Source organism: Porphyromonas macacae DSM 20710 = JCM 13914 (assembly GCF_000379945.1).
Taxonomy (GTDB): Bacteria; Bacteroidota; Bacteroidia; order Bacteroidales; family Porphyromonadaceae; genus Porphyromonas; species Porphyromonas macacae.
On the sequence record NZ_KB904137.1, the window covers coordinates 1 to 26,518 of the forward strand.

21 protein-coding genes, 2 pseudogenes and 1 riboswitch are annotated in these 26,518 nt (G+C 45.7%); of the genes and pseudogenes, 10 read left to right on the forward strand and 13 right to left on the reverse strand.

The genetic code is table 11. The features are described from left to right. Nucleotides 1–1,019: 1,019 nt before the first annotated feature. Nucleotides 1,020–2,516, reverse strand: coding sequence for a PepSY domain-containing protein (locus tag A3GI_RS0106180; RefSeq protein ID WP_018360601.1), 1,497 nt, complete (start codon nt 2,514–2,516; stop codon nt 1,020–1,022). 88 nt (nt 2,517–2,604) lie between these two features. Beyond that, a complete protein-coding gene (locus tag A3GI_RS0106185) occupies nt 2,605–4,956 on the reverse strand; it encodes a TonB-dependent receptor (RefSeq protein ID WP_018360602.1) in 2,352 nt (783 codons plus the stop codon). A 157-nt stretch (nt 4,957–5,113) separates the two neighbouring features. After that, nucleotides 5,114–5,338, reverse strand: a riboswitch (cobalamin riboswitch). Between the two features lie 487 nt (nt 5,339–5,825). Here A3GI_RS0106185 and A3GI_RS11855 point away from each other — a divergent pair. Further along, nucleotides 5,826–6,149 (forward strand): annotated as a pseudogene (locus A3GI_RS11855) (IS3-like element ISPg5 family transposase); the annotation flags it as partial. Between the two features lie 233 nt (nt 6,150–6,382). After that, entirely contained in the window at nt 6,383–6,832 is a 450-nt protein-coding gene (locus tag A3GI_RS0106200; RefSeq protein ID WP_018360605.1) for a DUF1648 domain-containing protein, read from the forward strand. Here the strand turns inward: A3GI_RS0106200 and A3GI_RS11860 are convergent. Continuing rightward, a pseudogene (locus A3GI_RS11860) lies at nt 6,799–7,114 on the reverse strand (helix-turn-helix domain-containing protein). The gene A3GI_RS0106200 and the pseudogene A3GI_RS11860 sit on opposite strands and share 34 nt — an antisense overlap. Nucleotides 7,115–7,478: 364 nt before the next feature. Here A3GI_RS11860 and A3GI_RS0106205 point away from each other — a divergent pair. The 6 genes from A3GI_RS0106205 to hutH are packed head-to-tail and all read left to right on the forward strand — an operon-like array spanning nt 7,479 to nt 14,302. Beyond that, on the forward strand, nt 7,479–9,458 hold the full coding sequence (locus A3GI_RS0106205; RefSeq protein WP_018360606.1) for a urocanate hydratase: 1,980 nt from the start codon (nt 7,479–7,481) through the stop codon (nt 9,456–9,458). 21 nt (nt 9,459–9,479) lie between these two features. Further along, on the forward strand, nt 9,480–9,935 hold the full coding sequence (locus A3GI_RS0106210) for a hypothetical protein (protein ID WP_018360607.1): 456 nt from the start codon (nt 9,480–9,482) through the stop codon (nt 9,933–9,935). Nucleotides 9,936–9,978: 43 nt separating this feature from the next. After that, entirely contained in the window at nt 9,979–10,881 is a 903-nt protein-coding gene (gene ftcD / locus A3GI_RS0106215) for a glutamate formimidoyltransferase (RefSeq protein WP_018360608.1), read from the forward strand. A 4-nt stretch (nt 10,882–10,885) separates the two neighbouring features. Then, nucleotides 10,886–12,139, forward strand: coding sequence for an imidazolonepropionase (gene hutI, locus A3GI_RS0106220; protein WP_018360609.1), 1,254 nt, complete (start codon nt 10,886–10,888; stop codon nt 12,137–12,139). A gap of 34 nt (nt 12,140–12,173) precedes the next feature. Continuing rightward, on the forward strand, nt 12,174–12,803 hold the full coding sequence (locus A3GI_RS0106225; RefSeq protein ID WP_018360610.1) for a cyclodeaminase/cyclohydrolase family protein: 630 nt from the start codon (nt 12,174–12,176) through the stop codon (nt 12,801–12,803). Then, nucleotides 12,803–14,302: a histidine ammonia-lyase gene (gene hutH / locus A3GI_RS0106230; RefSeq protein WP_018360611.1), complete on the forward strand. Its 1,500-nt coding sequence runs from the start codon at nt 12,803–12,805 to the stop codon at nt 14,300–14,302. The genes A3GI_RS0106225 and hutH overlap by 1 nt, the downstream gene beginning before the upstream one ends. Nucleotides 14,303–14,619: 317 nt before the next feature. On the opposite strand, the gene A3GI_RS0106235 is transcribed toward hutH, so the two are convergent. From A3GI_RS0106235 to A3GI_RS0106255, 5 genes are all read right to left on the reverse strand, one after another. Then, a complete protein-coding gene (locus A3GI_RS0106235; RefSeq protein ID WP_025079645.1) occupies nt 14,620–15,819 on the reverse strand; it encodes a porin in 1,200 nt (399 codons plus the stop codon). Nucleotides 15,820–15,852: 33 nt separating this feature from the next. Beyond that, a complete protein-coding gene (ansB, locus tag A3GI_RS0106240) occupies nt 15,853–16,911 on the reverse strand; it encodes an L-asparaginase 2 (protein ID WP_026215977.1) in 1,059 nt (352 codons plus the stop codon). Between the two features lie 21 nt (nt 16,912–16,932). Then, entirely contained in the window at nt 16,933–18,246 is a 1,314-nt protein-coding gene (locus tag A3GI_RS0106245; RefSeq protein ID WP_018360614.1) for an anaerobic C4-dicarboxylate transporter family protein, read from the reverse strand. 48 nt (nt 18,247–18,294) lie between these two features. Next, on the reverse strand, nt 18,295–18,885 hold the full coding sequence (locus A3GI_RS0106250; RefSeq protein ID WP_018360615.1) for a uracil-DNA glycosylase family protein: 591 nt from the start codon (nt 18,883–18,885) through the stop codon (nt 18,295–18,297). A 125-nt stretch (nt 18,886–19,010) separates the two neighbouring features. After that, nucleotides 19,011–19,838 (reverse strand): GIY-YIG nuclease family protein, encoded by an 828-nt coding sequence (locus tag A3GI_RS0106255; protein WP_018360616.1) that lies wholly within the window; start codon nt 19,836–19,838, stop codon nt 19,011–19,013. 422 nt (nt 19,839–20,260) lie between these two features. On the opposite strand from A3GI_RS0106255, the gene A3GI_RS11740 reads away from it, so the two are divergent. Beyond that, complete coding sequence (locus A3GI_RS11740) at nt 20,261–20,410, forward strand: hypothetical protein (RefSeq protein WP_018360617.1); 150 nt, start codon at nt 20,261–20,263, stop codon at nt 20,408–20,410. A 75-nt stretch (nt 20,411–20,485) separates the two neighbouring features. Here A3GI_RS11740 and A3GI_RS0106270 read toward each other — a convergent pair whose 3' ends face one another. Together A3GI_RS0106270 and A3GI_RS0106275 are read right to left on the reverse strand one after the other, a co-directional pair. Then, complete coding sequence (locus A3GI_RS0106270; protein WP_018360618.1) at nt 20,486–22,345, reverse strand: oxaloacetate decarboxylase; 1,860 nt, start codon at nt 22,343–22,345, stop codon at nt 20,486–20,488. A 51-nt stretch (nt 22,346–22,396) separates the two neighbouring features. Next, the gene (locus tag A3GI_RS0106275) at nt 22,397–23,137 is read right to left on the reverse strand and encodes a 16S rRNA (uracil(1498)-N(3))-methyltransferase (protein WP_018360619.1); all 741 of its coding nucleotides are present in this window, start codon (nt 23,135–23,137) and stop codon (nt 22,397–22,399) included. A 102-nt stretch (nt 23,138–23,239) separates the two neighbouring features. Between A3GI_RS0106275 and trmD the strand changes: the two genes are divergently transcribed. Continuing rightward, nucleotides 23,240–23,920, forward strand: a complete 681-nt coding sequence (gene trmD, locus A3GI_RS0106280; RefSeq protein ID WP_018360620.1) for a tRNA (guanosine(37)-N1)-methyltransferase TrmD — start codon at nt 23,240–23,242, stop codon at nt 23,918–23,920. A gap of 370 nt (nt 23,921–24,290) precedes the next feature. Here the strand turns inward: trmD and dnaJ are convergent, their stop codons facing one another. From dnaJ to A3GI_RS11445, 3 genes are all read right to left on the reverse strand, one after another. Further along, on the reverse strand, nt 24,291–25,457 hold the full coding sequence (dnaJ, locus tag A3GI_RS0106285) for a molecular chaperone DnaJ (protein WP_018360621.1): 1,167 nt from the start codon (nt 25,455–25,457) through the stop codon (nt 24,291–24,293). A 32-nt stretch (nt 25,458–25,489) separates the two neighbouring features. Then, nucleotides 25,490–26,068 carry a nucleotide exchange factor GrpE gene (locus tag A3GI_RS0106290; protein WP_018360622.1) on the reverse strand — a complete coding sequence of 193 codons (579 nt, stop codon included), beginning with the start codon at nt 26,066–26,068 and terminating at the stop codon, nt 25,490–25,492. 225 nt (nt 26,069–26,293) lie between these two features. Next, nucleotides 26,294–26,518 (reverse strand): transposase (locus A3GI_RS11445; protein ID WP_018360473.1); only part of this gene is annotated, 225 nt, incomplete at its 5' end.

Consider the following 26,518-nt stretch of genomic DNA (forward strand, 5'->3'; position numbering starts at 1 on the left):
TTTTTTAAGAGAAGAGCCGTAGCCAGGAGAGAAGAACTCTCTTTGCTGCGGCTCTTGCTGTTTCTTCTTTTCGGTGCTCTCTCCTCTACGTCCGGGGGGAGATGGTTGTGTTGTTCCGTTGCCCGGTTTTAGAGAAAACAAGCCGGCGGGGCTGTATGAGAGATAACTCCTTCTTGCCGGTTGGATGAGATAAAAGCCTGTTGCTGAAGATGGAGCTGAATTTTACCATGAGTTCTCGAGGTAAGCGATATGTCCCCAACTTTCGAATGGTGTCGTGAATTGTATACTCTTATCGGAGTATTGGCTATAGCCAAGAGAGAAGAACAGGGGAATAAAAGATTCGGTTCTTATCAAAAAAACGTGACCCTTAGATATAAGATGTGTAAAAATAGGTTTTTCGCAAAGGAGACATTATGTTGCTTGAGAAGTCCTTTTTTGCTTCAGGTAAGACTCCTTTTTTGGGGAATCATGTGTGGGGGCAATTGTCTGATAAATAATAAGAGTCAGCATAACTATAAGGAAGTAAAAAAGGAGCAGATGGAGGAGGTAAAGACACACTTGTCCCTCGTCTGCCGTATCGTGGTAAAACAGTTAATATGGAGCGGATAGGGGCTGCAAGGCAAACAAACCAGACCGGATCATACTTTTGAAAAAGGTTTCCTGAAGACTAAGAATTCTCAGAGGGACAGTATACAATTCTTGCGAAACTGTTACAATGCCTGAGAAAATCGAGGAAAACAAGACAGTGAAGGAGTGAACTCTTCTCAAAACGACCACACACATTATCTCAATATCTTATCCCCTCGTCTCTTTTCTCTTTCAATTCGATGAGGTGAATTTTCGGAGGGAGCGGTTTGGCTTGTGTCATGTCATCAAAAGGAGATTTGACTTTTAATGATAGCCGTTGTCTGTTAGTTTTTTACTCCTTATAGATATTGAAAAGAATGAGCTCTTTTTCGGGCAAGACCATTATTGATGCCGAAAAAGAGCTCTGTCTATTACATTCTCAATAAAAAAATCTAATGATTCGATTTCTTCCTTTTATTTTTCTTTTTTCGGGTTATACGACGGAAGTAATCCACACCCATCCAGACACCTGTGGCACTGACCAGAACTCCGGTTAAAAGGAGTACCCACATGACCAAAGTCCATAACCACGGATAACGCGTAAGGTTACTGAAACTCAAGTTGTGTAATTTACTGAACATCCATCTGTTCAATCTCACCTCACGGTCGACGATACGGTAATTATCAGAGGCCGGATCCATGTAGACCACCGTTTCGTACGGATCATCGAGTGTTATCTTATAAACAGGCAGAGCAAGACGTCCTTTTCTATCGTGGTAATAACCATCGTAACGAGTCATCGTTTCGACTTTCTCAGGTTCTATGCCATAAGCTTTCTTAACAGAAGACAGGCATTCGTTTGGGTTCAGTGATAGAGGTGTAGCCATTTTTTCCCCGGCATCCAGCACCGTTTCTTTCTCTCCATTATCTATTTTCATCAAAGTATGACCGGCAAAGGAAGTCCAGATTATACGGCGGGTTTCCGGATAATCTTTCAATACCTTGCGATAATCGGCCGGAAAAGTATGTGGCGGGATCTGTTCGCCGGCAAGTTGAACCCGTGGACGATCTGCCGGTACGCCTGTTACCCACTCGGGTAAATCAATCAAAGACATCATGCCACTGAAAATCCATGTCAGAATAAAGATGCCGCCCAATGTGCCGAACAGATGATGCCAGCGATAGCGGCGTTTCGTGTAAGGAGACTTGAGCCCTCTGAATTTTTTGCTTCGTGTGCGCACATATACATCTATGCCGGCGTAAAGTCCGGTTATCACCATGAAACAGCCGAAGGCAGCAATCCAGATAACCACATTTTTCCATAATTCGACGTTTTGTCTCAGGCCGGTAATGTATATCCAATGCGGTATAGCCCCTACATAAGCCCAAAAACGTTCCGAACGAGTACTTTCGGAAAGAATCTTGCCCGTAGTCGAAGAAACATACAGATAGCGATGTTCTTTACCCGATAACCTCAGTCTGTAAAACGGCAGATCGGCACGTAGACGACTGAAAGGAGTCCAGACATCCAATTTATGCAGCGTGTCGATGCGCTCTATTTCTTCATTCGGCCAACGCTTTGCAAGCAAATGTAAATAAGACTCATCCACTGTCTTCGGCTCTGAGGCAATACTGCCGTCCGGTTGCATCCTGATTGTATTCTTACCTGCAGAAACAGTATAAACCGTTTCACCCATAAGCGTATTTTCCAATGAGAGTTCATAAGGTGCAAGGGTATCTATGCCGGCACGTGCCAGCATGACAGCCACGGAGTCGGCTGCGGGCAAAGCCTCCGGGCGGAGCGGATCGCAAGCCATCAACGCTTCCTTTTTGGTAAAACGAGGATAGCCACGGTAAATCAGAACCAATCCGGAAATAAACCACATTAAAAAAAAGATGCTCAGGATGGCACCCAGGAAGCGGTGGATCGTAAGCAGAAAACGTCGCATAATATTATATTGTCATTTAATTAATAATCAGGGTAATATCTCCCGGAGGAAATATTACCCTTTTGATTTCAAAGCTCAAAGAACGGTATTACATTCTGTAAGTAATACTCATCGTTACATTCGTAGGAGCCATGGGCACTAATTGCCGCCCCAAAGACTGTGCAAAGACATCCGTATTGAACACATTGTTTACATCCAGACCCAGTGTTACCCCTTTCGGCAGTTTATATGTTGCACCCAGATTGCACAGAGTGTAAGCATCGAAGTAAATATTTTGCTTGAAGTTACGATATGTTTTGCCCATATAGGTCAGGCTGTAATGCACTCCGAAACCTTTTAAGAATCCGGTTCCCACATTATAATCGCCATAAGTATACCATTTGTGTTTGGGCACGTTGTTCAGCGGATCTCCCTCGTTGATATCCGTTTCCATATACGGGTTCTTTTTCAACCCTCTGTATTTGGCATCCGTCAAGCTATAACCGGCAGCCAAATAAAGACCGCTGACAGGTTCTGCCGTAAATTCCAGTTCAAAACCTTTTGAATCGATGGTACTTACCTGACCAATGATACTTTTTTTCAAGATCTTACCGTTAACTTTTTCTTCCACCTCGCCCAGTAATTTGGTAATGTTGTTTTGTTTGATATAGAAACCGGCTAATTGGGCGGAGAAGATTCTGTTTATCTGTATACGGGTTCCCAGCTCTATCTGATAGCCGGACTTTGGTTTGAAAATCTCTTTCCCCTTTTCCGGGAAGAACTGTTCGCCATCGCTATTGATATAGATATTTTTCTCGTTGAAGAATGTACGATATGGTTCGTAGAAATTTGCCAGTGAGGTATAGACCGAAACCTGCTTGACCGGAGAATATACTGCTCCTAAACGATAAGTAAACGCTTGCGAATCGGTTTTTTCATATTTCGAAGAAGCCGGATCTTTGAACTTGCGTTTACCGTCTATGGCTTCGGTTTCAGAGCGTTCATAGTGATAGTGGTCATATCTCAGGGCTGCCAAGGCTTGGAATTTCTCACTGAACTCCATTACATCCTGCAGATAGAAACCGTGGCTGTATGTACGTGTGGGTTTTGCTACGCTAAAGCGTGTTTTCATGTATCCCATACTCTGTGGTTCATGCACGGAAATCACCGAGTAAAGTCCCGGCCCCTGTACATCCACTCCAAGGTTATAACCGGAGAAAGAAGTTCTGCGCATAAAGCTGAAAGCATACCCTGCTGCATAGTTGTGCTTGACGGTTGCCGTATGGAAAACTCCGTCTAATGACAGTTGGTTCTGCACCGTGCTTGCCATATGAGAAAAACGTAGCGGGAAGGTCAATTGAACGGAATCCATATCGATAAATATTTTTTTGTTCTTCCGCATCACGTAATAGGGGTAAATCGGATTTTCGCTCGTTCTGTAGCTTAGCTCTTCCGTGCCGAAGTAATTGATGTCGTCGTTGTTGTATGATAAATGCTCCGTCAGTCTCATGCCGGCGGGTATTATCTGATAGGTGTATTTGGCCGATATGTTCCAATTGGTATTGTACATGAAGTCAGATTCGTTGTTGTACCGGTTTTCCGGGTCTATGCCGGGTTGAACCTGTCCCGGTGCCAAATACTCTTTGCCGTCTTTGTGGTAGACCGTTTCATTGAGCGTAGGGGGTAAACCTATTTCCGTGCCATAAAAGTCACGGCTGTATCCTCCTCTGATTTGTAATTCGCTCCGCTCCCATCTTGAGCCTATAGCCCCATAAGTCTTGAAGCGTTTGTTGCCGGTATTGCGCCAGCCGTCACCTTCACTGAAGTTAATGCTTGCAAAGTAATTGACGGGTTTATACAGTTTGCCACCCAGACTCATGGTCGCCTGACGTTTTCTGAAGCTGCCAAGTGCTATGCGTGTTGCAAAGTGATCTTCTGCCGACGGTGCACGTCTGGTGATATTGAGCACTCCGCCTACCGCCGAGTGTCCCTGCAGCACCGAAGCCGGGCCTTTCAGTACTTCGATGCTTGCCACGTCCGACAAATCGGACAGCGGGTAAGAGTTGATAGTCGATCGTTCATCGCGCATACCATCCACCATAATGGGAGCATAATCGAAACCGCGGATACTCAACTGGTCGAATCCGCCATAAGTAGTGCGAATGTTGGCTCCGGGAATGAAACGTACTGCCTCATTAACATCGAAAATACCACGCAGTTTCAGCTGATCTATGTTGATGCTGCTGACAGAGATGGGGAGTTTATCCAAAGAAACATTAATCCGGGAGAGGGAATTTGTATTGATTTTGCGAGCGCCGATAACCGTAACGGCTTTCAATTTGAAAACAGAGTCACGAATACCTCCCGGTTCCTCGTTAAGAGGAAAAGACTGATCCTGTGCAAAGGAAAAAGAGCAATACAAGATTCCGAGCAGGAATGTGAGTAAAAACTTTTTGTTCATAATAATTTGGTTTAATATAGTTCTATAGTCGGCCACTGTCGAATCAACCAAAATATCATAATACAAAAGCAATGCAAACGGAGACGTTCCGAATGGAACGGAAGTGTGGATTTTTCCTCTACCGTTTTGCTTTGCGTCGAATCTGATCCCGGGTTCGATAGCAGCAAAATAACGAGCAGGTCTCCTGACTTTTCTTTCAAATATAATCTCCGGCCTTCCCAAGAAATCTAAAATCTCAGTGGCATAACCTTTGGAGATTATGTGGCAAACAAAGGCATTGTGTCCGTTTGCCGAAAGAATTACAGTAGCGGGTACTGTTCCGGATTTTCACCGGATTCCCTTACAGAACCAAAAGGCTCTTACTCGAAATAGTCTGCAAAGATACGATTTTTTAACTGTTTTATTGTTTTTTTTAATATTTTATGATTCTCATTATGAAAAAGATGAATATTCTTTTGTAGATTAGCTTGTCGAGGAGTTGCACCGAAGTGTTCGAAGCCGTATCGATTGCAACGGCTTGACTTACGAAAAAGAGATCTGCCCTGATTATCAGTCATTCATGCTTAGCCGAACGGCTTCGCAAGTCAACCCCTATAAATGATTATCGATCTGTTGATGAATTGATTACAGGGTCTTTGATGTAAAACAGCTTTCTCAGAAAAAACATACTTACACACTTGATTTCTCATTCTGCAATCGATACTCAAAAAATCTCTGCCTGATGGCTGAAAATTCTTAGCGCTACGGATTTTCAACGAAGTTAACTTAGATTTTTTTCTTTGCCTGAAGAATTTTGAACCGTCAGGCAGAGAAAAAATGACGTGTACTGAAAAAAGTTGACACTCGGATCGGTCAAAAAAGCAGTAATTATGTCTAAACATTTGACCGACTCCGAGCGTCTGAGAATTTTGGAGGAATATCTCGTGAGCTCCCAAAGCAAGTATGCCATCGCCAGGAAGTACCGCATTGCTCAGTGTCTTATTAACGATTGGCTTCGTAAATTCGGTCTTGAAGACAAAATTCCTCAAGACCCGATGAAAACATCCCCCGTTCCCAAGAGCGATTTAACGCTCAAAGAAAGAGAAGAATCAGAACGTTTACGTCAAGAGAATCGTTTACTCAAAACCAAGCTCAAACGCGAGCGTTTGGGGCACGAAGCCTACAAGCTTCTCGTTGAATTGGCAGAAAAAACTTGTTTCCCCCGAAGAGGAGCTACCTCGAATCGCTCCCGGATTGTACCGCAAAATGAATGCCTTAAAGAGAAGGCATTCGGCCGGTGTAAACCCCAAGCCGTCCTAAAACAAAAAGTGTGTCAACCTGAAATGGTTTTTAGAAAAAACAGTGTAAATTTAATCGCGAACTTAACCGCCTCGAGTGTCAACTTTTTTCAGTACACGTCAATAGTGGTATCCAATATGCATTTGCTATGAAAGTAAAGATAGTTAATATTTGCTCAACGATCGTGGTGCTTGTAACGCTGTTTTTTTTTGTTGCATTCTACCAGAAAATCCCTTCTCTGATTCCAATACATTATGGTTTTAATGGAGAGATTGATTGTTGGGGAAGTAAAGACACATTGTGGTACTTTGTTATCGGTAATATTATCATCAATATTTTCCTTGGTATTTTAACTAAATACCCACAGATATACAACTACCCGTTCAAAGTAACGGATAAGAATAGAGAAAAAGTTTATGCTTCAGCATCTCTTTTTGTTGCCGTATTACGTCTTATTGTCAGTTTAGTTGTGGCATGTGTTGTCCTTTTTATGTCGTTATTGGTAAAGAAAATACCGACTTTTTTTTATGTGTGTATACTTTCACTTCCTATTATTAGCATGCTTTACGGAACAATCCAATTAATAAAAAACAAGTAAAAAGACCAATTTCTCTTGCGATAGTTATCTTGCAGTAGTCGGTTGATGTCGAAGAGGTGGTAGAGGATTTTCCCTGCGATTTGGGTGTGGGGAATAATGCCCTTGTCCCGATAGTCCTGGAAGGTGCGGGGGGGTGATGAAAAGCCGTTCGCAGACCTATTGTCCCGTGAGGTAGATTTCTCCCCCGAAGAGCGGACGATGCGTTTGAGCAATCTCCCGAAGGCGTTTGCTGACAATATGGAGGAGTATGAAACTATTCGTATCTTTGTTTGTATTGAGTATAGAACCTTATTAAACAGTAATACAATGAAAATAAGTACAGCTGTCATATTATTCGCGGTGCTCATCCTTGTGATAATTTTGGCTTATGCACAATACTATCGCTCGAACAAGCGCCGAAGAAACAGACGCCGGTATTGGGATCGATAGCTTATACGGAGGGGATCATATCATATATGAAGCCTGTATTTTATCGGCTTATGTTAAAATAAATACTCATGGAAAAATAGTATCTTAGAGGATGCTTCCGTATACTCGTGAAAAGGGATTTTTATTGTGTCAAACAGTATCCCTTGAGTTTTGTTACAATCCCCGAGTCAGAAGCTGCCTTTTGTAAATTCGTGTATTAATAAAGATTGATAATATCATGCAGTTCACCTTAGACAACCACCTGCCCGAATATCCTGCTTTTGTTGAGGGCATTCGCCGTGCACCGGATCGCGGCTACAGACTTACTCCGGCACAAACCCGTACAGCACTTAAAAACGCATTGCGTTATATTCCCAAGGAATTACATGCCCAACTGGCTCCCGAATTTCTGGAAGAGTTGAAAACAAGGGGCAAGATATACGGTTATCGCTTCAGACCTCAGGGCGATCTCAAAGCAAAAGGCATCGATGCCTATAAGGGTAAATGTATCGAAGGAAAGGCTTTTCAGGTCATGATTCAAAATAATCTCTGCTTCGATGTCGCTCTCTATCCATACGAACTGGTTACTTATGGCGAAACCGGCCAAGTGTGTCAAAACTGGATGCAGTACAGACTGATCATGAAGTATCTGGAAGAGCTGACACAGGAGCAAACGCTGGTGATCGAAAGCGGTCATCCGTTAGGCCTTTTCAAATCCAAACCCGATGCTCCACGCGTTATTATTACCAACTCCATGATGGTCGGCATGTTCGACAATATCAAGGATTGGGAGATAGCCGCACAGATGGGGGTGGCTAACTATGGGCAGATGACCGCCGGAGGCTGGATGTATATCGGCCCTCAGGGTATCGTGCACGGAACGTTCAATACACTTTTGAATGCCGGTCGTCAGCAGTTGGGTATACCGGTAGGCAAGAATTTGGCCGGCAAACTGTTTGTAAGCTCCGGTTTGGGAGGCATGAGCGGAGCTCAACCCAAAGCGGCCGATATTGCCGGAGCTGTAAGCATCACCGCAGAGGTAGATGATTCCCGCATCGACACGCGCTATAATCAAGGTTGGGTAAAGCATAGAACGAATAGTATCGAAGAGGCATTCAAACATGCACATGAAGCCATGGAGAGGGATGAAGCCTGCTCTATTGCTTATCACGGAAATGTGGTGGATCTTCTCGAATATGCCAACGAACACCATATACATATAGATCTTCTTAGCGACCAGACCAGCTGCCATGCAGTCTACGAAGGGGGCTACTGCCCTGTGACGCTGAGCTTTGAAGAACGTACACGACTGCTGAAAGAAGACCGTGAGACTTTCTGCAAGGAAGTGGACAAAGGTCTGAAACGCCACTATGATGCTATTAAAAAACTGGTGGCTGCCGGTACTTATTTCTTCGACTATGGCAATGCTTTTATGAAAGCGGTGTACGATAGCGGTATTAAGGAAATCAGTAAAAACGGCATCGACGAGAAGGACGGTTTTATTTGGCCGAGCTATGTGGAAGATATTATGGGTCCGGAGCTGTTCGACTATGGCTATGGTCCGTTCCGCTGGGTATGTTTGAGCGGAGACCACAACGACCTTATCAAGACGGACCATGCGGCTATGGATTGCATTGACCCGAACAGGCGCGAACAGGATCGGGACAACTATATTTGGATCAGGGATGCCGAGAAAAACCAGTTGGTTGTGGGCACAGAAGCTCGCATTCTCTATCAGGACGCTCTGGGACGTTTACGTATTGCGCTGCGTTTTAACGAAATGGTGCGTAAGGGTGAGGTAGGCCCCATCATGCTGGGACGCGACCACCACGACGTAAGCGGAACCGATTCTCCTTTCCGTGAAACCTCGAACATCAAAGACGGCAGCAATGTAATGGCCGATATGGCGGTACAGTGTTTTGCCGGCAATGCAGCCCGCGGCATGAGCCTTTGCGCTCTGCACAACGGTGGCGGTGTAGGTATCGGCAAATCCATCAACGGCGGATTCGGTATGGTGCTGGATGGCTCTGAGCGGGTAGACGATATTTTGCGCTCGGCCATGCTTTGGGACGTTATGGGCGGTGTGGCCCGTCGTTCATGGGCTCGCAACGAACATGCCATGGAAACGAGTGAAGAATTCAACCGCACGCATGCCGACCAGTATCATATCACCATGCCTTATCTGGTAGACGAAAAATTATTGGACGAAATTCTTTAATCGTGTAGCCCGGTTCATCACATGGAGCAAAGAGACTTGATCCGTGACCTTGCAGAAGAAACAGGACGCACCATCGGTAAAGCACTGGTGATGCTCCTTCGTCTTAAGCAAAAGGGGAGTGAGCAGGAGGCCGTTGTTGTAACCAACGGTTGGCTCAAACAGGAGTTAGGGCTCGACACAAACCGGTTGATCGAATTGAGCGATAGAGAATCGGAGCAGTATATTTCCCAATATTGCACCACAGCCGATCATCTTACAGAATTTTCCCAATATCTTATAGATGTTGCCGTCATTCTTTCGGAGAGTGACAGGGAACGGTCTGTAAAGATGCTCGAAAGAGCCGGAGGTTTACTGACCATGGCGGACTTATGGGGAAAAGAGTTGTCTGTCCGGCGCATTCGCCTGAAAGGACTGATTTCTCAACTGTTGGCTTCAGACCTGAAAGATGTAGTCGACTGTGATAAAACTATTATTTAGAAACCGAATTATAAACAATTGTTAAATAACAAATACAAAAACAATGGCACTTTCAAAAATCATGGAGTGCGTGCCTAACTTTAGTGAAGGCCGCGACAAAGAAAAAATCGAGAAAATTGTTAACCCTTTCCGTACACGCAATGGCGTTAAACTGCTGGATTACAGCAACGATGAAGACCACAACCGCCTTGTGGTTACCGTAGTGGGCGAGCCGGAGCCACTGAAAGAAGCTGTATTGGAGGCCGTATCCATTGCCGTGGAACTGATCGACCTGACAAAACATCAGGGGCAACACCCGCGTATGGGAGCCGTAGACGTTATTCCGTTCATCCCTATCAAGAATGTAACCGTCGAAGATGCCATTGCCCTGTCTCATGAAGTGGGCAAGGTTATTGGCGAACAATATAAAGTGCCCGTATTCCTTTACGAAAAATCGGCTTCTGCACCCCACCGCGAAAATCTGGCTAAAATCCGCAAAGGCGAATTTGAAGGAATGGCCGAAAAAATTCATGAAGAAGAATGGCGTCCGGACTATGGTCCTGCAGACATACACCCGACAGCCGGCACCGTAGCCGTTGGAGCCCGTATGCCGCTGGTTGCTTACAATGTGAACCTGAATACTGCCGACCTTTCGATAGCAGATGCTATTGCCAAAAAAGTTCGTTTTATCGGCGGCGGTTTACGTTTCTGCAAAGCAATGGGCGTAGAACTTACGGATCGTGGTATCGTACAGGTTTCCATGAACCTGACGGATTTTACCAAAACAGCTGTTTACCGTGCACACGAAATGGTACGTATGGAGGCTCAACGTTATGGCGTTTCCATCGTAGGCAGTGAAGTCATAGGACTTGTTCCGATGCAGGCGCTCATCGATTGTGCCGAATATTATCTGGGTATCGAGAACTTCAAGGCAGAGCAGATTTTGGAATCACGTATTATGGAGTAGGCTTATGAAAGCTGCCGATAATCTTTTTATTAAAAATATAGCACAGCTGGTCACCTGCCGGGGGCAACAGGCCAGGCACGGTGCTGCGGCAATGAATGATCTGGGTGTTATCGACGGCCCTGCGGCTGTCATCGCCCGTAACGGTATCATCACCTATGCCGGTCCCATGAGTGGAGTTAAGCCGGAGGATACGGTTGGATGCCATGAACTGGATGCCACAGGTCGTTGCGTATTGCCGGGTTTTGTGGACAGCCATACGCATCTGGTGTTTGGCGGGTACCGCGAAGATGAGTTTCAGTGGCGCCTCAAAGGGGATAGCTACATGAGCATCATGGAACGTGGAGGAGGTATTGCCAGCACAATGAAGGCGACCCGAAAAGCCTCTTTCGAAGAGCTCGCCGCATCTGCTCAAATACACCTGAAAGCGATGGCCGATATGGGGGTAACCACCGTGGAGGCAAAAAGCGGTTACGGTATGGAGCTGGAAACAGAACTGCGTCAGTTGGAGGTGGCCAGATATCTTGACGGGATACAACCCTTGGATATTTACTCCACTTTCATGGGTGCACATGACCGGCCTGCCGAGTATAAGGGGCGTGAAAGCGAATTCATCGAACTGATTTGCAATGAAATGTTACCCGAAGTTACCAAACGCGGTTTGGCCGAATGCTGCGATATTTTTACGGAAAAAGGCGTCTTCGATCACGAGCAAACACGCCGTATGCTTACGGCAGCAAAAGAGGCAGGGCTCAAAGTAAAAATGCACGCAGACGAGATTGTGCCGTTCGGAGGAGCCGAATTGGCTGCCGAGTTGGGTTGTTTGTCGGCCGATCACCTGCTCCAAATCTCGGATAAAGGTATCGAGGCATTGGCAAACAGCAATACCGTGGCCACATTGTTGCCATGCACGGCATTCAGTTTGAAAGAGCAATATGCTCCGGCACGCAAAATGATCGATGCCGGTTGTGCCGTGGCGCTGGCCAGCGATCTTAACCCCGGCAGCTGCTTCTCGGCTTCGATTCCCTTGATGATAGCTTTGGCCACTATTTATATGAATATGAGTTGCGAGGAAGCCGTAACCGCTCTGACGATTAACGGAGCCGCAGCCATAGGCCGAGCCGATAGTGTGGGCAGTATCGAGGCCGGTAAACTGGCAGACTTTGCCGTGCTCCGCTACCCATCCTATAAATTCCTTTCATACCATTTCGGCATGAATCTCGTGGAGCATACAGTCAAACGGGGAGTAATCATCAAATAATATTCAGTATTAACATTAAAATCAATCAATAACCATGACATTATCAGAATTAACCCTTACCGGATTTTTGGCAGAGACTGCAGGACAGGAACCTGTTCCCGGCGGTGGAAGCATTTCTGCACTCAACGGCTCTATTGCAGCTGCATTGGCAGAAATGGTTGCCAACCTGACCATCGGTAAGAAAAAATATGTGGAAGTGGAAGAGGAAATGAAACGCATAGCGCAAGAGGCCGATGCCATTCGTAAAGAACTGGTATTGGATATCGACCGCGACAGCGATGCTTATAATCGTGTGTTTGCTGCTTTCAAACTACCTAAGGAAACAGATGAAGAGAAGGCCTATCGCAGTGAGCAAATTCAGGAAAATACGAAGTTCGCTGCTAATGTGCCTATGGAAGTGGCCAAACGTACTTATGCTCTATTACCTCTCATCGAGGCAGTAGTAGAGCGCGGCAATCAGAATGCGATTACAGACGGCTGTGTGGCCATGATGTGTGCCCGCACGGCTATCATCGGCGCTTTGCTCAATGTACGCATTAACCTGACTTCCATTAAAGATCAGAATTTTGTAGAAGCTCTTCGCAAAGAAGCCGACCGCATCGAAGCCGATGCCATCGAGCGTGAGGAAAAAATTCTGGCCATCACTAAGAAAGCTTGCGAATAATGGCTAAGGAAATTTTCTATGTAGGTTCGCAGCTGCTTACTCTTGACTTGTGCGAACGTTATCTCAAAGAACGTTTTACGTTGGATTTGGCACCTGAGGCCGTAGAGCGTATCAATCACTGCCGTCAATATCTCGATGATAAGGTTGTTCGTGAAGGTAAACCTATTTACGGTGTTACCACCGGTTTCGGCTCGCTTTGCAACCGCAGCATTACACCCGAACAGCTTACCACATTGCAAGAAAATCTGGTTAAAAGTCACGCCTGTAGTTGCGGTACGGAGGTCGAGCCCGACATTATCCGCCTCATGCTCCTGCTCAAAGCCCATGCTTTGCAGTTGGGGCACAGCGGTGTACAGCTCGTTACCGTGGAGCGTATTCTGGAGATGCTCAATAACGATATTATCCCTGTGGTATACGACAGAGGTTCATTGGGTGCGTCGGGCGACCTCGCTCCGCTTGCCAATCTGTTCCTTCCTCTTATCGGTGAAGGCGAAGTTTATTACAAAGGCGAAAAGAGACGCTCTGCCGATGTCTTGCGCGAAATGGGGTGGAATATCATCACGCTGAAAAGCAAAGAGGGACTGGCTCTGCTCAACGGTACGCAGTTTATGAGTTCGCACGGCGTATATGCCCTGATCAAGGCACATCGTCTCATCAAGATTGCAGACTGGTGCGGTGCTTTGTCGCTCGAAGGATTCGATGGGCTGATTGCTCCATATAGCGACAATCTGCATACCATTCGCCCGCACAAAGGCCAGCTTACCGTAGCGCGCCATATGCGTTCGCTGCTCGAAGGCAGCGAACAGATTGCCAAACCCAAGAAACAGGTGCAGGATCCGTACAGTTTCCGCTGCATCCCTCAGGTGCATGGTGCCAGTCGCGATGCACTCGATTATGTAACGAGCGTGGTTATAACCGAAATCAATTCGGTTACCGACAATCCGACAGTCTTTCCGGACGAAGATTTGGTGGTTTCCGGCGGTAACTTCCATGGACAGCCTTTGGCTATCGTTTATGATTTTCTTGCCATTGCATTGGCCGAATTGGGCAATATCTCCGAACGGCGTGTGGCACAGCTCATACTCGGGCTGCGCGATCTGCCCGAATTTCTTGTGGCCAATCCGGGCTTGAACTCCGGTTTCATGATACCGCAGTACGCTGCAGCGGCCATGGTGAGCAAGAATAAAATGTATTGCTACTCTGCCAGTAGCGACAGCATCGTAAGCAGCAACGGACAGGAAGATCACGTATCCATGGGTGCCAATGCCGCCACCAAGTTGTTGCCGATTATCGATAATCTGGAGCATATCTTTGCTATCGAACTGATGAATGCGGCTCAGGCCTTCGAGTTCAGACGCCCGCTGAAATCTTCGGTCAAATTGGAGGCCATGCTGGCCAAGTTCCGTGAGGTCGTTCCGCGTGTGGAGGAAGACGTGGTTATGTACGAACAGATACAAAACGCCACCGAATTTATCCGCACTTATAATTTTGCCGATTAGTCCGGCATATTACAATAGTTTTTCAAGCCGCCCATCGACAAAAGCGATCGATGGGCGGTTTGTTATCTATTTGGCAGAATTTTAGTCTGCCATGTATTGTAATCGAATGGAGAAGATAGGTTTCGGCATACAAAAACGACGGTGTGTCATCATGTGCAAATGATTGTCTTGCGACCTTCGGCTTCGTTCACGTATTTCAGTAAGCTCCCTTGAGCCTCAGTCTTAGCACCTTGTACTTTACGCATTCTGATGCATTTGAAAGGGGCTGTGCCAAAAACGAATTTTGACACAGCCCCTATAAAAATCCTGTTCTGAGATTAGAACATCGGGAGCTGATAGATGAAGCCCAATGAAACTCTATTGGTGTTGAAGTCTTTCATATAGTCCAACTTCTTTTCATACTTAAAACTGCGTCCTACGTAGGTCAGGAAGAAATGCAGATTGCTGTTGCTCATCGGATAGTATTCAATACCGGTGAAGTAGCCGAGAGAGGTAGAGAATTTCCCTTTTTCGATAAATCTCCTTTCAATGGTGAAGTCTTTACCCACGGAAGCCGTTTCATACATTCCTTTGATGAACCAGTTCCAGCGAGGAGCAAAACGAATATTTGCTTTAGCTACAAAGCTCAGATAGTTTGCATTTTGTGCTGTGTATATGCTTCCGTCCGGAGCCTGTATGGGAAGTAGCCGGGAGATGATGCCTTTCCGGTCGAGATCTTCTCTTGAATACATTACATCGACAAACATATCGAAGTTTTTCGACAGGTTCAGCTGATTACCGAATGCCATATAAAACATGTGTTTCTTGGATGTCTGAGACATCACGGAAGCAGACCAACGAGTCTGGAATGCTTCATCGAACATGTTCCCGTTCCAGTTTAAGGTATAAACCAACGGAATTTTTGCACCGTATATACGTGGGTCATAGGAAGTGTTGTATGTGCTGGAGAAGCCATGGTTGAGGCTGTTCAATATCTGGAACTGCAACTGATGATTCGGAGAAAGCTGATATGCAAAATTAACACCTGTCAAGAAGTTGCTCATATTTTCGATCATGTCGCTGTACTCGTAGATCTCGATAGGGTTCAGGTCGAACTCTATACCTCCATAGGCAGCACACTGTTTACCGGCAAACATCGAAAACCTGTCGGTTATGTTAACGCCCAAACCGGCAATATCGATCGAAGTAGGCATATTATCCACACCGGGATTGTTGGGTCTGTTAAGACGCTGACGCCAGCGGTAAGAGAAACGTTCGTTGATGTTGCCCTTTGCCTCGATACGTAGCTGGCGCATGTTGAAGTGGCCGAAATTATAATCGGAATTCTTGTTGTTCCACTCTGCATCGAAACTTCCGTTCATATTCAAGAACAGATTGAAGCGGTTGCTTTTCGTTTCAAGGTTAGTGATACGTTGATAAACACTTTTTTCCTTTTGAGCATGCGTATGGTTTTGCTGTGCCATCAAGGTTATTCCTCCTAAAAGAAGAAGAGAAAGAAAGAATAGATTTTTTCTCATAACGATCATATTTATTAAGATAGAATTATCGGTTTAATATTCGTTAAAATACTTCTGTAGCTGTTGCCAGTCTGTGGTTTTGGTCAGTCCCAGCATCAGGAGCACACGTGCTTTCTGCGGATTGAGGTTCTGCGATGCGATGAAACGGTATTTGGCGTCGTCCACTTCGGCATCCAGCGTAGAAGGACCGAAAGGTACACGTGAAGCACGTACCACCAGAATATTTTTTCCGCGTGCTTCTACCAACAGCGGAAATACGTCTTTATGGATATTGCCGTTTCCCACACCGGCATGGATAATGCCTTTATAGCCGCTGTTTATCAGGGCACGTGTGATTTCGGCATCCACATTCGAGTAGCTGTATACGATGCCCACCTTCGGCAGTTCGCTCAGGTTGCGCACATCGAACTCCGATGCAACGGTATGTTTGCGGTTAGATACGTGATTGTAAAAGACTTTACCGTTAAGGATATAACCCAGAGGACCGGAGTTGGCTCCGATAAAAGTTTCCGGCTGTACGGTGTTGGATTTTGTTACATCGCTTGCGCTGACCAGATAGTTATTCATGGCTACGATAACGCCCTTACCCACAGATTCGGGAGCGGCTGCAGCCACCACGGCATTGTAGAGGTTCAGCGGTCCGTCTGCACTGAGAGCTGTGGAAGGACGCATGGCGCCGACCATGATCACCGGCTTGTTGCTTTTCACTGTCAGTTGCAGGAAAAATGCCGTTTCTTCCATCGTATCCGTTCCGTGGGTGATGACTACGGCATCAGCCTGATTCTTTTCAAAAATTTCGTTGATCCTTTTTGCCAGAGTCAGCCATACCACGTCGTTCATATCCTGTGAACCGATACGCACGATCTGCTCTCCCGTTACATCGGCTATCTCCTTGATTTCAGGCACAGCATCCAGCAGTGTACCGATGGCTACCTGTCCTGCCGTATAATTGGTTTTCGTGGCAGAGGTGCCTGCGCCGGCAATGGTGCCGCCGGTGGCTAAAATATGAACACGGGGTTTTTGCGCAAATGCAGCCACAACGGCCAGCATCATGATAAAGCTGAATAGATTCGTTCTTCTTAAAATTTTCATAACTCAAAATTTGAAGATTAGTTAAAAAAAGATGGTAATGAGCAGGAAACCCATAGCCACGGCAACACCCGTGGAGATAAGTCCCGGCATCATAAAAGAGTGATTAAGAATATATTTACCTATGCGTGTAGTACCTGTGCGGTCAAAGTTGATGGCTGCTACCACCGTAGGGTAATTGGGAATAAAGAAATAGCCGTTGACAGCCGGGAACATGGCTATCAGCATAGGGTGGGCTATACCCAGACCAAGCCCCAAAGGCATGAGAGCACGCACGGTAGCTGCCTGACTGAATAATAAGATAGACATAACGAATAATGCCAGACCGAACAGCCAGGGATGTTGTGTTACGATGCCCTGGATGGATTGTGTCAGCTGTGCCATATTACCCTGAATGAACGTGTCCCCCATCCATGCAATACCGAAAATGGCAATCACGGCCTGCATACCGGCGTTGAAGACCGAGCCTTTGGTGGCCTTTATGCCATCGGTTCTTGTTGCCAATAGGATGATGGCAGCGGCAGATAACATCAATATTTCGATGATATACGGCATATTCAGTTGCTCTCGCACCCCATTGACCTCAAAAACCGGTCTTAATGCTTCGATGGATCCGAAAAGAACAATCATTACCGTAGCAGTCAGAAACACCCAAATGGAGATAAGCGCATTTTTCTTATTCGCTGCACCGGCTATCTGTACTGCCGGTTTTTCCATCAGTCCCTCCTTTACCCGGCGAAGGTATTCGGGGTCTTGCTCCAGCTCTTTGCCTACACGCATGGAGTAAAGCGCACCGACCAGAACACCGATGAGTGTGGCCGGGATACTGATTTTCAGGATGTCGAACAGCGTAATATTAAAGCCCGTGAGCATACTGAGCAATGCTACGGTAGCAGCCGAAATGGGGCTGGCCGTGATGGCCTGTTGCGAGGCGATAACCGATATGGCCATGGGTCGTTCGGGGCGTATCTTGGTTTCCGTAGCCACCTCGGCGATAACCGGTAAAACGGAATAGGCCACATGTCCGGTACCGGCGATAAATGTAAAAAGATAAGTAACCAGAGGGCTTAACCAGACCACATTTTTAGGATTTTTGCGGAGCAGTTTTTCTGCCACTTTTACCATATAATCGAGTCCGCCTGCTGCCTGCATACATGAAGCGGCCGAAATAACCGCCACGATCATAAGCATGACGTCTATGGGCGGCGACGTGGGCTGGAGGCCGAAGCCGAATGTCAGTACGGCCAGACCGACTCCTCCCATCACACCCAGTCCCACGCCTCCGAGGCGTGCGCCGATGATAATGGCAATCAGAACAACTATTAGCTGAAAAATCATTTAAGTGCTTTATTTTTTATTGATGAAAACTGTTTATTGCATAATTGATTACAGCAGTCCCAAGTCCGTAAACATTTGCCGGTAGGCTTCTGCTTTGAATTCGATCGGTTTGGGATATGCACGGGAAGAGGAGGGCATCCGGTAGAATTGGTAGGTTTGCCCCTCGATTAGGATATGCGAATGTGTCTCTTTGTTTTTTAGTGCCGGTTTGAGTATGGGAAATATTCCGGCTATCGTCTCGGCTGCTTTGCCTCCGGTTACGCAGATACTTCTGCATGAAGGGATTTGCAATAAAACATGAGACAAGTTCAATGGTGTGATAATTTCCAAATGCTGATCCGAGGCATTACCCCGGGTACGAACGACTTGCCGTGCGGAGTCCGAAATGGCAATGCCTTTTTCACGACAGAAGGCTTCAACCGAGGGTTGGTGAAACTTTTTATCCCGGATAAAATACTCCTTGTCCGAGAAAAAGATCAGCCCCATTATACGCCACATATCATTTTGGAAGTTCGGATAATAAAAATCCATTGACCAGCGATTTACGGGTGGCGGAAAGCTTCCGAGCATAAGCAGTTTGGCTGCCGATGGCAGGAAAGGCTCCAACGGGTGGGTCTCGATTTCATTAAAATTCAGCATAGCTCGTTATTCTGTGCATCACAAAGATACACAGAATCGGTAATACTGTAAATTGCGGTTAAAAACGGCTTTATGGGCCAGTGTCGTTCTATCTTGCAGCTTTTGGCCAATAATGTTTCATGTGCTCACTCTAATTGCTTGCGATATATGGCATCCAAAGTCTTCCAGTTTTCATCTTTCCATTCATCCCATCCATTGGCACTTCTACCCAGACAAAACATTGCTGCTGTGCTTGGACTGGAAAAGGTTATGTCCGAGGTTACAACAAAGCACCCGTCTTTTTTTGAAGTATATTCTTTTATCAGCCTGTCTCTTTTCTCTTTCCAATGGAATGACGGGGTAGAGGTTTCTGCGATGATACTTCCTTTCAATACGGTAAAACCCGAGGAGCAGTAAAAACCTTTGGCCTCACACCCTCGCCCTTTTGTATAAAAGAGATGTTCTTTTTTCGGTTTTGTAATTTCGAAGATATTGCATCCAATGAAAGAGGTCAGGAATTTGATGTCTTCGAAGAACTCATTCATTGTATCTTTTTGGTATTCGGGTAAGTTCGGGGCGTTGGGGATTTGTTTGTTCTCATTGAGAATAAAAGTATTCGACTTCTTGGCTTCTGAAATTGCTTTATGCTCTAAATATTGGACATCGACTTTTGTCATATCGGCGTCTTTGGAGACAAAGATAAGAGCCTTTTGCCAGAACGATTTCTTATTTTCATGGTCTTTTACTCGCTCTCGAAAGTTCTCTGTTTCGCCGATATACGCTTGTGGTTTGATGGTTTCATCTTCACCGATAAGAATATAGAAAGCAGGTTTTTGTAATTTCTCTTGTTTGTTCAAATAAGAAAGGTTGGAGCGTGGCACCACATACATCTGACAAATCTTATTACTGATGAATGCGTATTGAGTTCCTTTAGGATCTCCGTCAACCAAATAAGTCGTTACTGTCTTTCCCATATATTTTTATTTATCAGCAAATTTTATTATATCATATATTCTTAAATACTCTGGTATTCTGTTGCTTAGAGAATTTTCTAAATTAAAAGATTGCATTCAATAGATACAGAAAAAATGATACCGACACTTTTCCCGTAAGGTTTGATTGATAAATATTTTATCAATTTCAGTTGTTTTTGTGTTTGATTTTTCATGAATGATAAAGTTACATAATTAAAAGGGGAAAGAAATGATATTTTTGCTTTAGTCGGATAACTCGAAATCGTAGTAGAGGTTTGGGGCGTTGAGGTTTTTTCTTGCCCTCAGAAGATCATGTTCCTGTGACTCGAAAGTTGTCCGCCTGCATATTTTTAACCGTCCATGGGGACCGGTCAAAGCTGCTCTTGCGTGGATTTGGCGTGTATTGAAAAATTCTCTGCCTGATGGTTGAAAATTCTTCAGGCAAAGAAAAAAAATCCAAGTTAACTTCGTTGAAAATCCATCAGGCAAAGAATTTTCAACCATCAGGCAATGGTTTTTCTTCTCTTTGGGAACGAAAGGGAAACGGTGTTTTTCAGGAAAATAATGATTGAAACGATATAAAAAGAGTCTGCGCCAAAATTTTCATTTTAACGCAGACTTTTTTGTGATCTCTTAAAGAGACCTTTTTAATTGAAATGACTCCGACGCTCTACTTTGCGAGGTTTGTCTGTTTTTTCTACGCGTACCAGTCTGTCGGACGGTTTGCATGCCCAGATTTCTTCCTCTTCTGCAGGGCGCACATAAGCAATGGCATCGCCTTTGCGAATGGTAGCCCCTTGAACGGCTACTTCGGTAATCTTACCGGTGAAGTTCGAGAAGACTTCTTCGATGTAACCGGCAGGGGTTTGGATGTGGCAGAGCGGTTGATTCGTTTTTAATTTACCGCCTACGGCAGGAGGTGTGGAACGATCTTCCAAATCCACTTCCCAGATGATGGTTCCGCTTACGGGAGCCTGAATGGCTTCTGTGCCGGCTCTCTTGGCTTTCAATGCATCCTCTTCGCTGTAACCCTGTTTTACCAGAGCTTCGGTTTTGGCTTTGTCGAGTTCTTCCTCGAAGCGTTGTTTGGCTACGCCGCTTTTGTAGTCGCGATACTGGCGGTCGTGCATGGCCAATTCGAAGAGCTCTTCATCGTCCGGACCATACTCCCAGCCGTTTTCGTCCATCTCCTTGCGGTATTCATCCAATGCATCGGGATAGTTGCCTTGCGGATCTTCGTCTGTAAATTCATAGCCTTTTTCCTTGGCCAGAGCGATGATTTCGGGATCCAGCGGGCCGGGCAGGCGACCGCTCTTGCCCAGAATCATGTTCCAGGTATTCTGGTCGATGGCCTGCCAGCGTCCTTCACCGCGTACCATGTTGTAAACGTTCATCAGAGCCACATTCTTTACATACTGGCTGAACGGAGTAACCAGAGGAGGATAACCGAAACGGGGCCATACGTAGCTGACTTCGTCGAACAATTTGATGAGCAGATCGTCGATGGAGAGCTCGGGTTCGCCTTTACTGCGCAAGAACATGTTGATACCGGCGTGAACACCTTTCAGGTCGGCCATCATGGAACCCATCATACCGCCCGGAAGTCCGCAACTGATGAGCAGTGAAGACATGTGTTTGTTTGAGGGGTTGATGAAGTAACCCAGAAAGTCGTCCATGAATTCCTGTGTCAGTGCACGTGCTTTCATGTAAGCATTCATGTTGATTTCAGGTACTTGGAAACCGGCGTCGTGGAGCATTTCACGAATGGTGATTACGTCCGGATGCACTTTACCCCAAGAGAGCGGTTCCATGGCAACATCCACGATGTCTGCTCCGTTTTCACAAACTTCCAGCATGGAAGCCACAGAGAAACCGGGGCCGCTGTGTCCGTGATACTGGATGATGATTTCGGGGTGTTTGGTTTTGATTTCTTTAACCAGATTGCCCAGAAAACGGGGACGGCCTATGCCGGCCATATCCTTCAGACAGATTTCTTTGGCTCCTGCTTCGATGAGTTTGTCCGCCAGTTTGGCATAGTACTCGATGGTATGAACGGGGGAATAGGTGATACAAAGGGTGGCTTGGGGAATCATGCCGGCTTCGAGCGCATATTTGATTGAGGGAATGATATTGCGCGCATCGTTCAGACCATCGAAAATACGCGTGATATCTACGCCCTGTGCATGTTTGACGTGATACATGAGACGACGAACGTCTGCGGGTACCGGATACATGCGCAGACCGTTGAGACCGCGGTCGAGCATGTGAGTTTGAATGCCTGCTTTATGCAGAATGCCCGTAAACTCGCGTACGGCATGATTAGGGTTCTCACCGTAAAGTAAATTGACTTGCTCAAATGCACCACCGTTGGTTTCCACACGGGCAAAGCAGCCCATTTCGACAAAAACCGGAGCGATTTTCTTTAGCTGATCAACACGAGGTTGATATTTGCCTGATGACTGCCACATATCGCGGTAAATCAAGCTGAATTTAATCTCCTTTTTCATAGACTTGTTCTTGTGTTAAAGAGTTTAAGTGTTTTATATTGTTTCCTTAATTCATTGTCTCTTTATATGTTGGATTACGTGAATCCACTGTGTGGCAGACAAAGCTGCTGTTTCCGTGCGCAGCCTGCTCTCGCCCATAGTCATACCTTTGAAGCCCTTTTCGGTGGCAAGGCTCACTTCTTTTAATGAAAAATCGCCTTCGGGGCCGATAAGAATACACACATCTTCAGTACCTTGGTATATGGTGTGGGGCAACTGCCTTGAGGGCAATTCATCGCTGTCTACACAGTGGGCTATCAGTTTGCATGGCTCGGTGCAGTCACCTGCAAAGCGGTCGAAGGGAACATCTACTTCCAGCAAAGGCTTTTGAGCTTTTAAGGACTGTTTCATTGCGCTGACGATAATTCTCTCAAGCCTTTCTTTGTTTGCCCGTTTTCTCTCCGAATGCTCTGTTTTGAGCATAACCAGTTTGTCAATACCCAGCTCTACCAATTTTTCCGCAAGCCACTCTATGCGGTCGGCATTTTTTGTGGGGCTTACGGCAATCGTGATTGTTCCGGTCCAATACTTATGCCATTTTTCTTTCCCGTTCAACTTCAGCATACATTTATTGGTTGACGCTTCTGTGATAACGCTCTCGAAAAAATGCCCCTGCCCATCGGTTACCTTGATGCGATCTCCCTCTGCCATTCTCAGCACACGTATACAGTGCTTGCTTTCATCCGGTGGCAGACAAAAATCTCTTTCTATGTCCGGAGCATAGAAGAGAGGCAGATCGGTCATACTTTTCATTGCTGAAAATGTCAGGTTGCTTCTTTGTATATCCAAAAATAATCAATATATCTTACCTTTACCAAAGAATTAAGGTTTTTTATCCATAATTGTCGAATATACGTGCGAATTGATATTATTACAGTGCTTCCCGAGATGATCAAGCAGACGTTGAACACGTCTATTCTGGCGAGAGCACAGGCAAAAGGTCTGGTGGAGATACACCTGCATCAGCTGCGGGATTACAGTACGAACAAATGGAGAAGGGTAGACGATTATCCCTTTGGCGGAGAGCCGGGAATGGTGATGTGCGTGGAGCCGATCGAACGGGCTATCGAGCACTTGAAGGCAGAACGGGAGTATGATGAGATCATCTATACATCGCCCGACGGCGAACAGTTCAATCAGTCCATAGCCAATGAGTTGAGTTTGATGAACAACATGATTATTCTTTGCGGACACTATAAAGGAATAGATCAACGGGTACGCGATCATCTGATTACGCGTGAAATTTCTATCGGCGACTATGTGCTTACGGGAGGAGAATTGGCCGCGGCTGTGATGTCTGATGCCATTGTGCGGCTGATACCCGGTGCGATCGGCGATGCGGGCAGTGCTTTGAACGATACTTTTCAGGACAACCTGTTGGCTCCGCCTATCTATTCACGGCCGGCAGACTATAAAGGCTGGAAAGTGCCGGAGATTTTGCTGAGCGGAAACGATGCCAAAATAGCCGAATGGCGTATGAATCAGGCTGTGGAACGTACGCGCAGGCTCAGACCGGATTTGCTCCGGGAAAAATAGTTTTTTGTGACAGAATAAGAGAGAAAGTATCCGTATAATAAGAAAGAAGGTGCGTCATCATGCGCAAATTACTGCGTTGTTTATGACTTTCGGCTTCGGTCACCTACTTCAGTACGCTCTCTTGAGCCTCAGTCTTCGTGCCTTGTACTTTACGCATCCTGATGCAAGTGAAGGGGTTGTGTCAAAACATGGAACTGGGAGAAGTTTCCTTTCATATCGATAGTTACCACCCTTTCTAATCAAATAAAACAATCGCTATCATTGAGTTTTAGCTCTTTGATAGCGATTGTTCTTTACAAATGATAGTTGATTTAGGGAGAATGGAGTTTTGACACACTCCTTTTCTGTTTGTGAGGATGGGAGATGAGTGTTAGTTCAGCATATCCCGGTATTTCCTGTCTATTTCTTTTCTCATGGCTTCCGTGGGTTTGAAATTATCGGAAGCTTCGATTTTTTTGATGATTTCTCTATCGGTATTGCTGATCTCCGTTGGGATATAGACATTGATGTTGATTAGCAAATCTCCCGTTCCGAAACCGTTTACACTCGGTAAACCTTTGTTTCTAAGCCGTAGAACCTTACCGGGTTGAGTGCCCGGTTCTATTTTGACTCTTGCTTTACCGCCGATGGTTGGCACCTCTACGGAACCGCCTTGTATAGCCAACGGTACGGAGATAAGCAGATTGTAAATGACATCGTTTCCATTGCGTATGAGATTGGCATCCGGCTCTTCCTGAATTAAAATCAGCAAATCGCCGTTGATACCGCCACGAGGTGCTGCATTGCCTTTGCCGCTCACGGTCAGTTGCATGCCTTCAGCCACTCCTGCAGGTATGTTGAAGGTGATGAGTTCTTCTCCCAGTTCGATGCCTTCTCCTTTACAGTGTTGGCAGGGTTTGGTGATCACCTCTCCGGTTCCATGGCAGGTGGGGCAGACGCTCTGCGTTTGCATCTGACCGAGAAATGTATTGCTGATGCTTGTAACGACCCCGCTACCGTGACAGGTTTTACAGGTGCTTTTCCCGTTTTTATCTTCAGTGCCCTCTCCATGACAGTGCGAACAGGCTACATATTTCTTTACTTTGAGTTTTTTCTCAACGCCTTTACTGATATCTTCCAGCGTCAATTTTACACGAACCCGAAGGTCCGAACCTCTTTGAACGCGTCTGCCCGTACGTTCGCCGCCGAATCCGCCAAAACCTCCGAACCCGCCGAAGTGTCCACCGAAAAGATCGCCGAAACGGGAGAAGATGTCCTCCATGGACATGCCGCCCCCACCGAATCCGCCGTCGCTGGCAGCGCTGCTACCTACACCGGCAAAGCCGAACTGGTCGTATCGGGCCCTTTTCTGCTTATCGCTCAGGACGTCGTAAGCCTCTGCAACTTCTTTGAACTTTTCTTCGGCTTCTTTATCGCCCGGATTTTTATCCGGATGATACTGGATTGCCTTTTTTCGATATGCTTTCTTCAGTTCGTCGTCGGTTGCATTTCGGCTCACGCCGAGTACTTCGTAATAATCATTCTTTTTTGTTGCCATAATCGTAGTTTCTTTGCTTTCGCATGATGATGTTATTGACCTACTACCACGTTGGCATGACGAATTACTTTGTCATTGAGCATGTATCCTTTCTTGATGCAATCCAGGATAACGCCTTTATCTTCCTCTTTTTGTGCCGGAATTACGGCTATGGCTTCACAGAAGTTTTCATCGAAAGGAACTCTCTCTGTTTCTATTTGGGTTACACCCTGTTTTTTCAGATAATCTAAAAACTTGCTGTGAATCAATAAGATGCCTTCTTTCAGAGCTTCTACATCGGTTGCCTCTGTTATATTCTTTATTGCGATCTCGATGTCGTCGATAACCGGCAATAGTTCCAGCATGGATTTTTCTCCGCCGTTTCTGATCAGCTCGCTTTTTTCTTTCAGCGTGCGCTTCCTGTAATTTTCAAACTCAGCTCTAAGCCTTAAGTGTTCGTCTTTCAGTGTTTCCAGCTCTCTTTCGAGTTTTTCTTCGTCTGAACAATTGTCTTCGGTTTCTTTTTCCGTAGCTGCTTGAGCCTCTGTTGGTTCATTTTGTTGTCCTGACAGATTGTCCGCTATTTTTTCTTCTTCCTGAAATTGACTTAAGTCCTCTTTTTTTGTTTTCATTATATATCGTTCGTTTAATTGTCATTTTGTCTGCTGTTTCTTTATTAGAAACCTGAGTTACAAAATTACTATCAAAAACTATACCAATGAAATAATCTTCTTTTATCGTTGCTTCTCTTACTCGTTTTCTTGTTTGCTGATTTTTCTTTTTGGTAATTCGATAAAAAAGGGGCTGTGTCAAAATGAATTTTGGCGCAGCTCCTTTTAGTTTTGGTTTGTGGTTGGTTAAGCCACCGGTTTTAGCCTTTGAGGGATATTTTTGTGTTTTTCGAGGAGGTGGAAGCGCATGAGGCCGAGATTGAGGGTTGATATAGGTCTTTTGGGAGTGTTTTTCGCCTTTCGAGCAACCTTAGCACATAGTTTCTTCAGATTAAAGGCCATAGCTAGAAAGGCGAAGTCCATCTTGACCTGCTCTAAGCCCATATGTCTGAAACGCCGATACCCCATGTT

Bases quoted from the DNA above. Each gene is read 5' to 3' on its own strand.
- A3GI_RS0106290 (WP_018360622.1), bottom strand. From the start codon at position 26,068: ATGAAAACAAAAAAAGAGGACTTAAGTCAATTTCAGGAAGAAGAAAAA.
- A3GI_RS0106275 (WP_018360619.1), bottom strand. From the start codon at position 23,137: ATGAAAAGTATGACCGATCTGCCTCTCTTCTATGCTCCGGACATAGAA.
- A3GI_RS0106180 (WP_018360601.1), bottom strand. From the start codon at position 2,516: ATGCGACGTTTTCTGCTTACGATCCACCGCTTCCTGGGTGCCATCCTG.
- ansB (WP_026215977.1), bottom strand. From the start codon at position 16,911: ATGAAAATTTTAAGAAGAACGAATCTATTCAGCTTTATCATGATGCTG.
- A3GI_RS0106205 (WP_018360606.1), top strand. From the start codon at position 7,479: ATGCAGTTCACCTTAGACAACCACCTGCCCGAATATCCTGCTTTTGTT.
- A3GI_RS11740 (WP_018360617.1), top strand. From the start codon at position 20,261: ATGGTTGAAAATTCTTCAGGCAAAGAAAAAAAATCCAAGTTAACTTCG.
- A3GI_RS0106185 (WP_018360602.1), bottom strand. From the start codon at position 4,956: ATGAACAAAAAGTTTTTACTCACATTCCTGCTCGGAATCTTGTATTGC.
- A3GI_RS0106210 (WP_018360607.1), top strand. From the start codon at position 9,480: ATGGAGCAAAGAGACTTGATCCGTGACCTTGCAGAAGAAACAGGACGC.
- A3GI_RS0106245 (WP_018360614.1), bottom strand. From the start codon at position 18,246: ATGATTTTTCAGCTAATAGTTGTTCTGATTGCCATTATCATCGGCGCA.
- dnaJ (WP_018360621.1), bottom strand. From the start codon at position 25,457: ATGGCAACAAAAAAGAATGATTATTACGAAGTACTCGGCGTGAGCCGA.
- A3GI_RS0106270 (WP_018360618.1), bottom strand. From the start codon at position 22,345: ATGAAAAAGGAGATTAAATTCAGCTTGATTTACCGCGATATGTGGCAG.
- A3GI_RS0106200 (WP_018360605.1), top strand. From the start codon at position 6,383: ATGAAAGTAAAGATAGTTAATATTTGCTCAACGATCGTGGTGCTTGTA.
- A3GI_RS0106255 (WP_018360616.1), bottom strand. From the start codon at position 19,838: ATGGGAAAGACAGTAACGACTTATTTGGTTGACGGAGATCCTAAAGGA.
- A3GI_RS0106225 (WP_018360610.1), top strand. From the start codon at position 12,174: ATGACATTATCAGAATTAACCCTTACCGGATTTTTGGCAGAGACTGCA.
- A3GI_RS0106235 (WP_025079645.1), bottom strand. From the start codon at position 15,819: ATGAGAAAAAATCTATTCTTTCTTTCTCTTCTTCTTTTAGGAGGAATA.
- A3GI_RS0106250 (WP_018360615.1), bottom strand. From the start codon at position 18,885: ATGCTGAATTTTAATGAAATCGAGACCCACCCGTTGGAGCCTTTCCTG.
- hutH (WP_018360611.1), top strand. From the start codon at position 12,803: ATGGCTAAGGAAATTTTCTATGTAGGTTCGCAGCTGCTTACTCTTGAC.
- hutI (WP_018360609.1), top strand. From the start codon at position 10,886: ATGAAAGCTGCCGATAATCTTTTTATTAAAAATATAGCACAGCTGGTC.
- ftcD (WP_018360608.1), top strand. From the start codon at position 9,979: ATGGCACTTTCAAAAATCATGGAGTGCGTGCCTAACTTTAGTGAAGGC.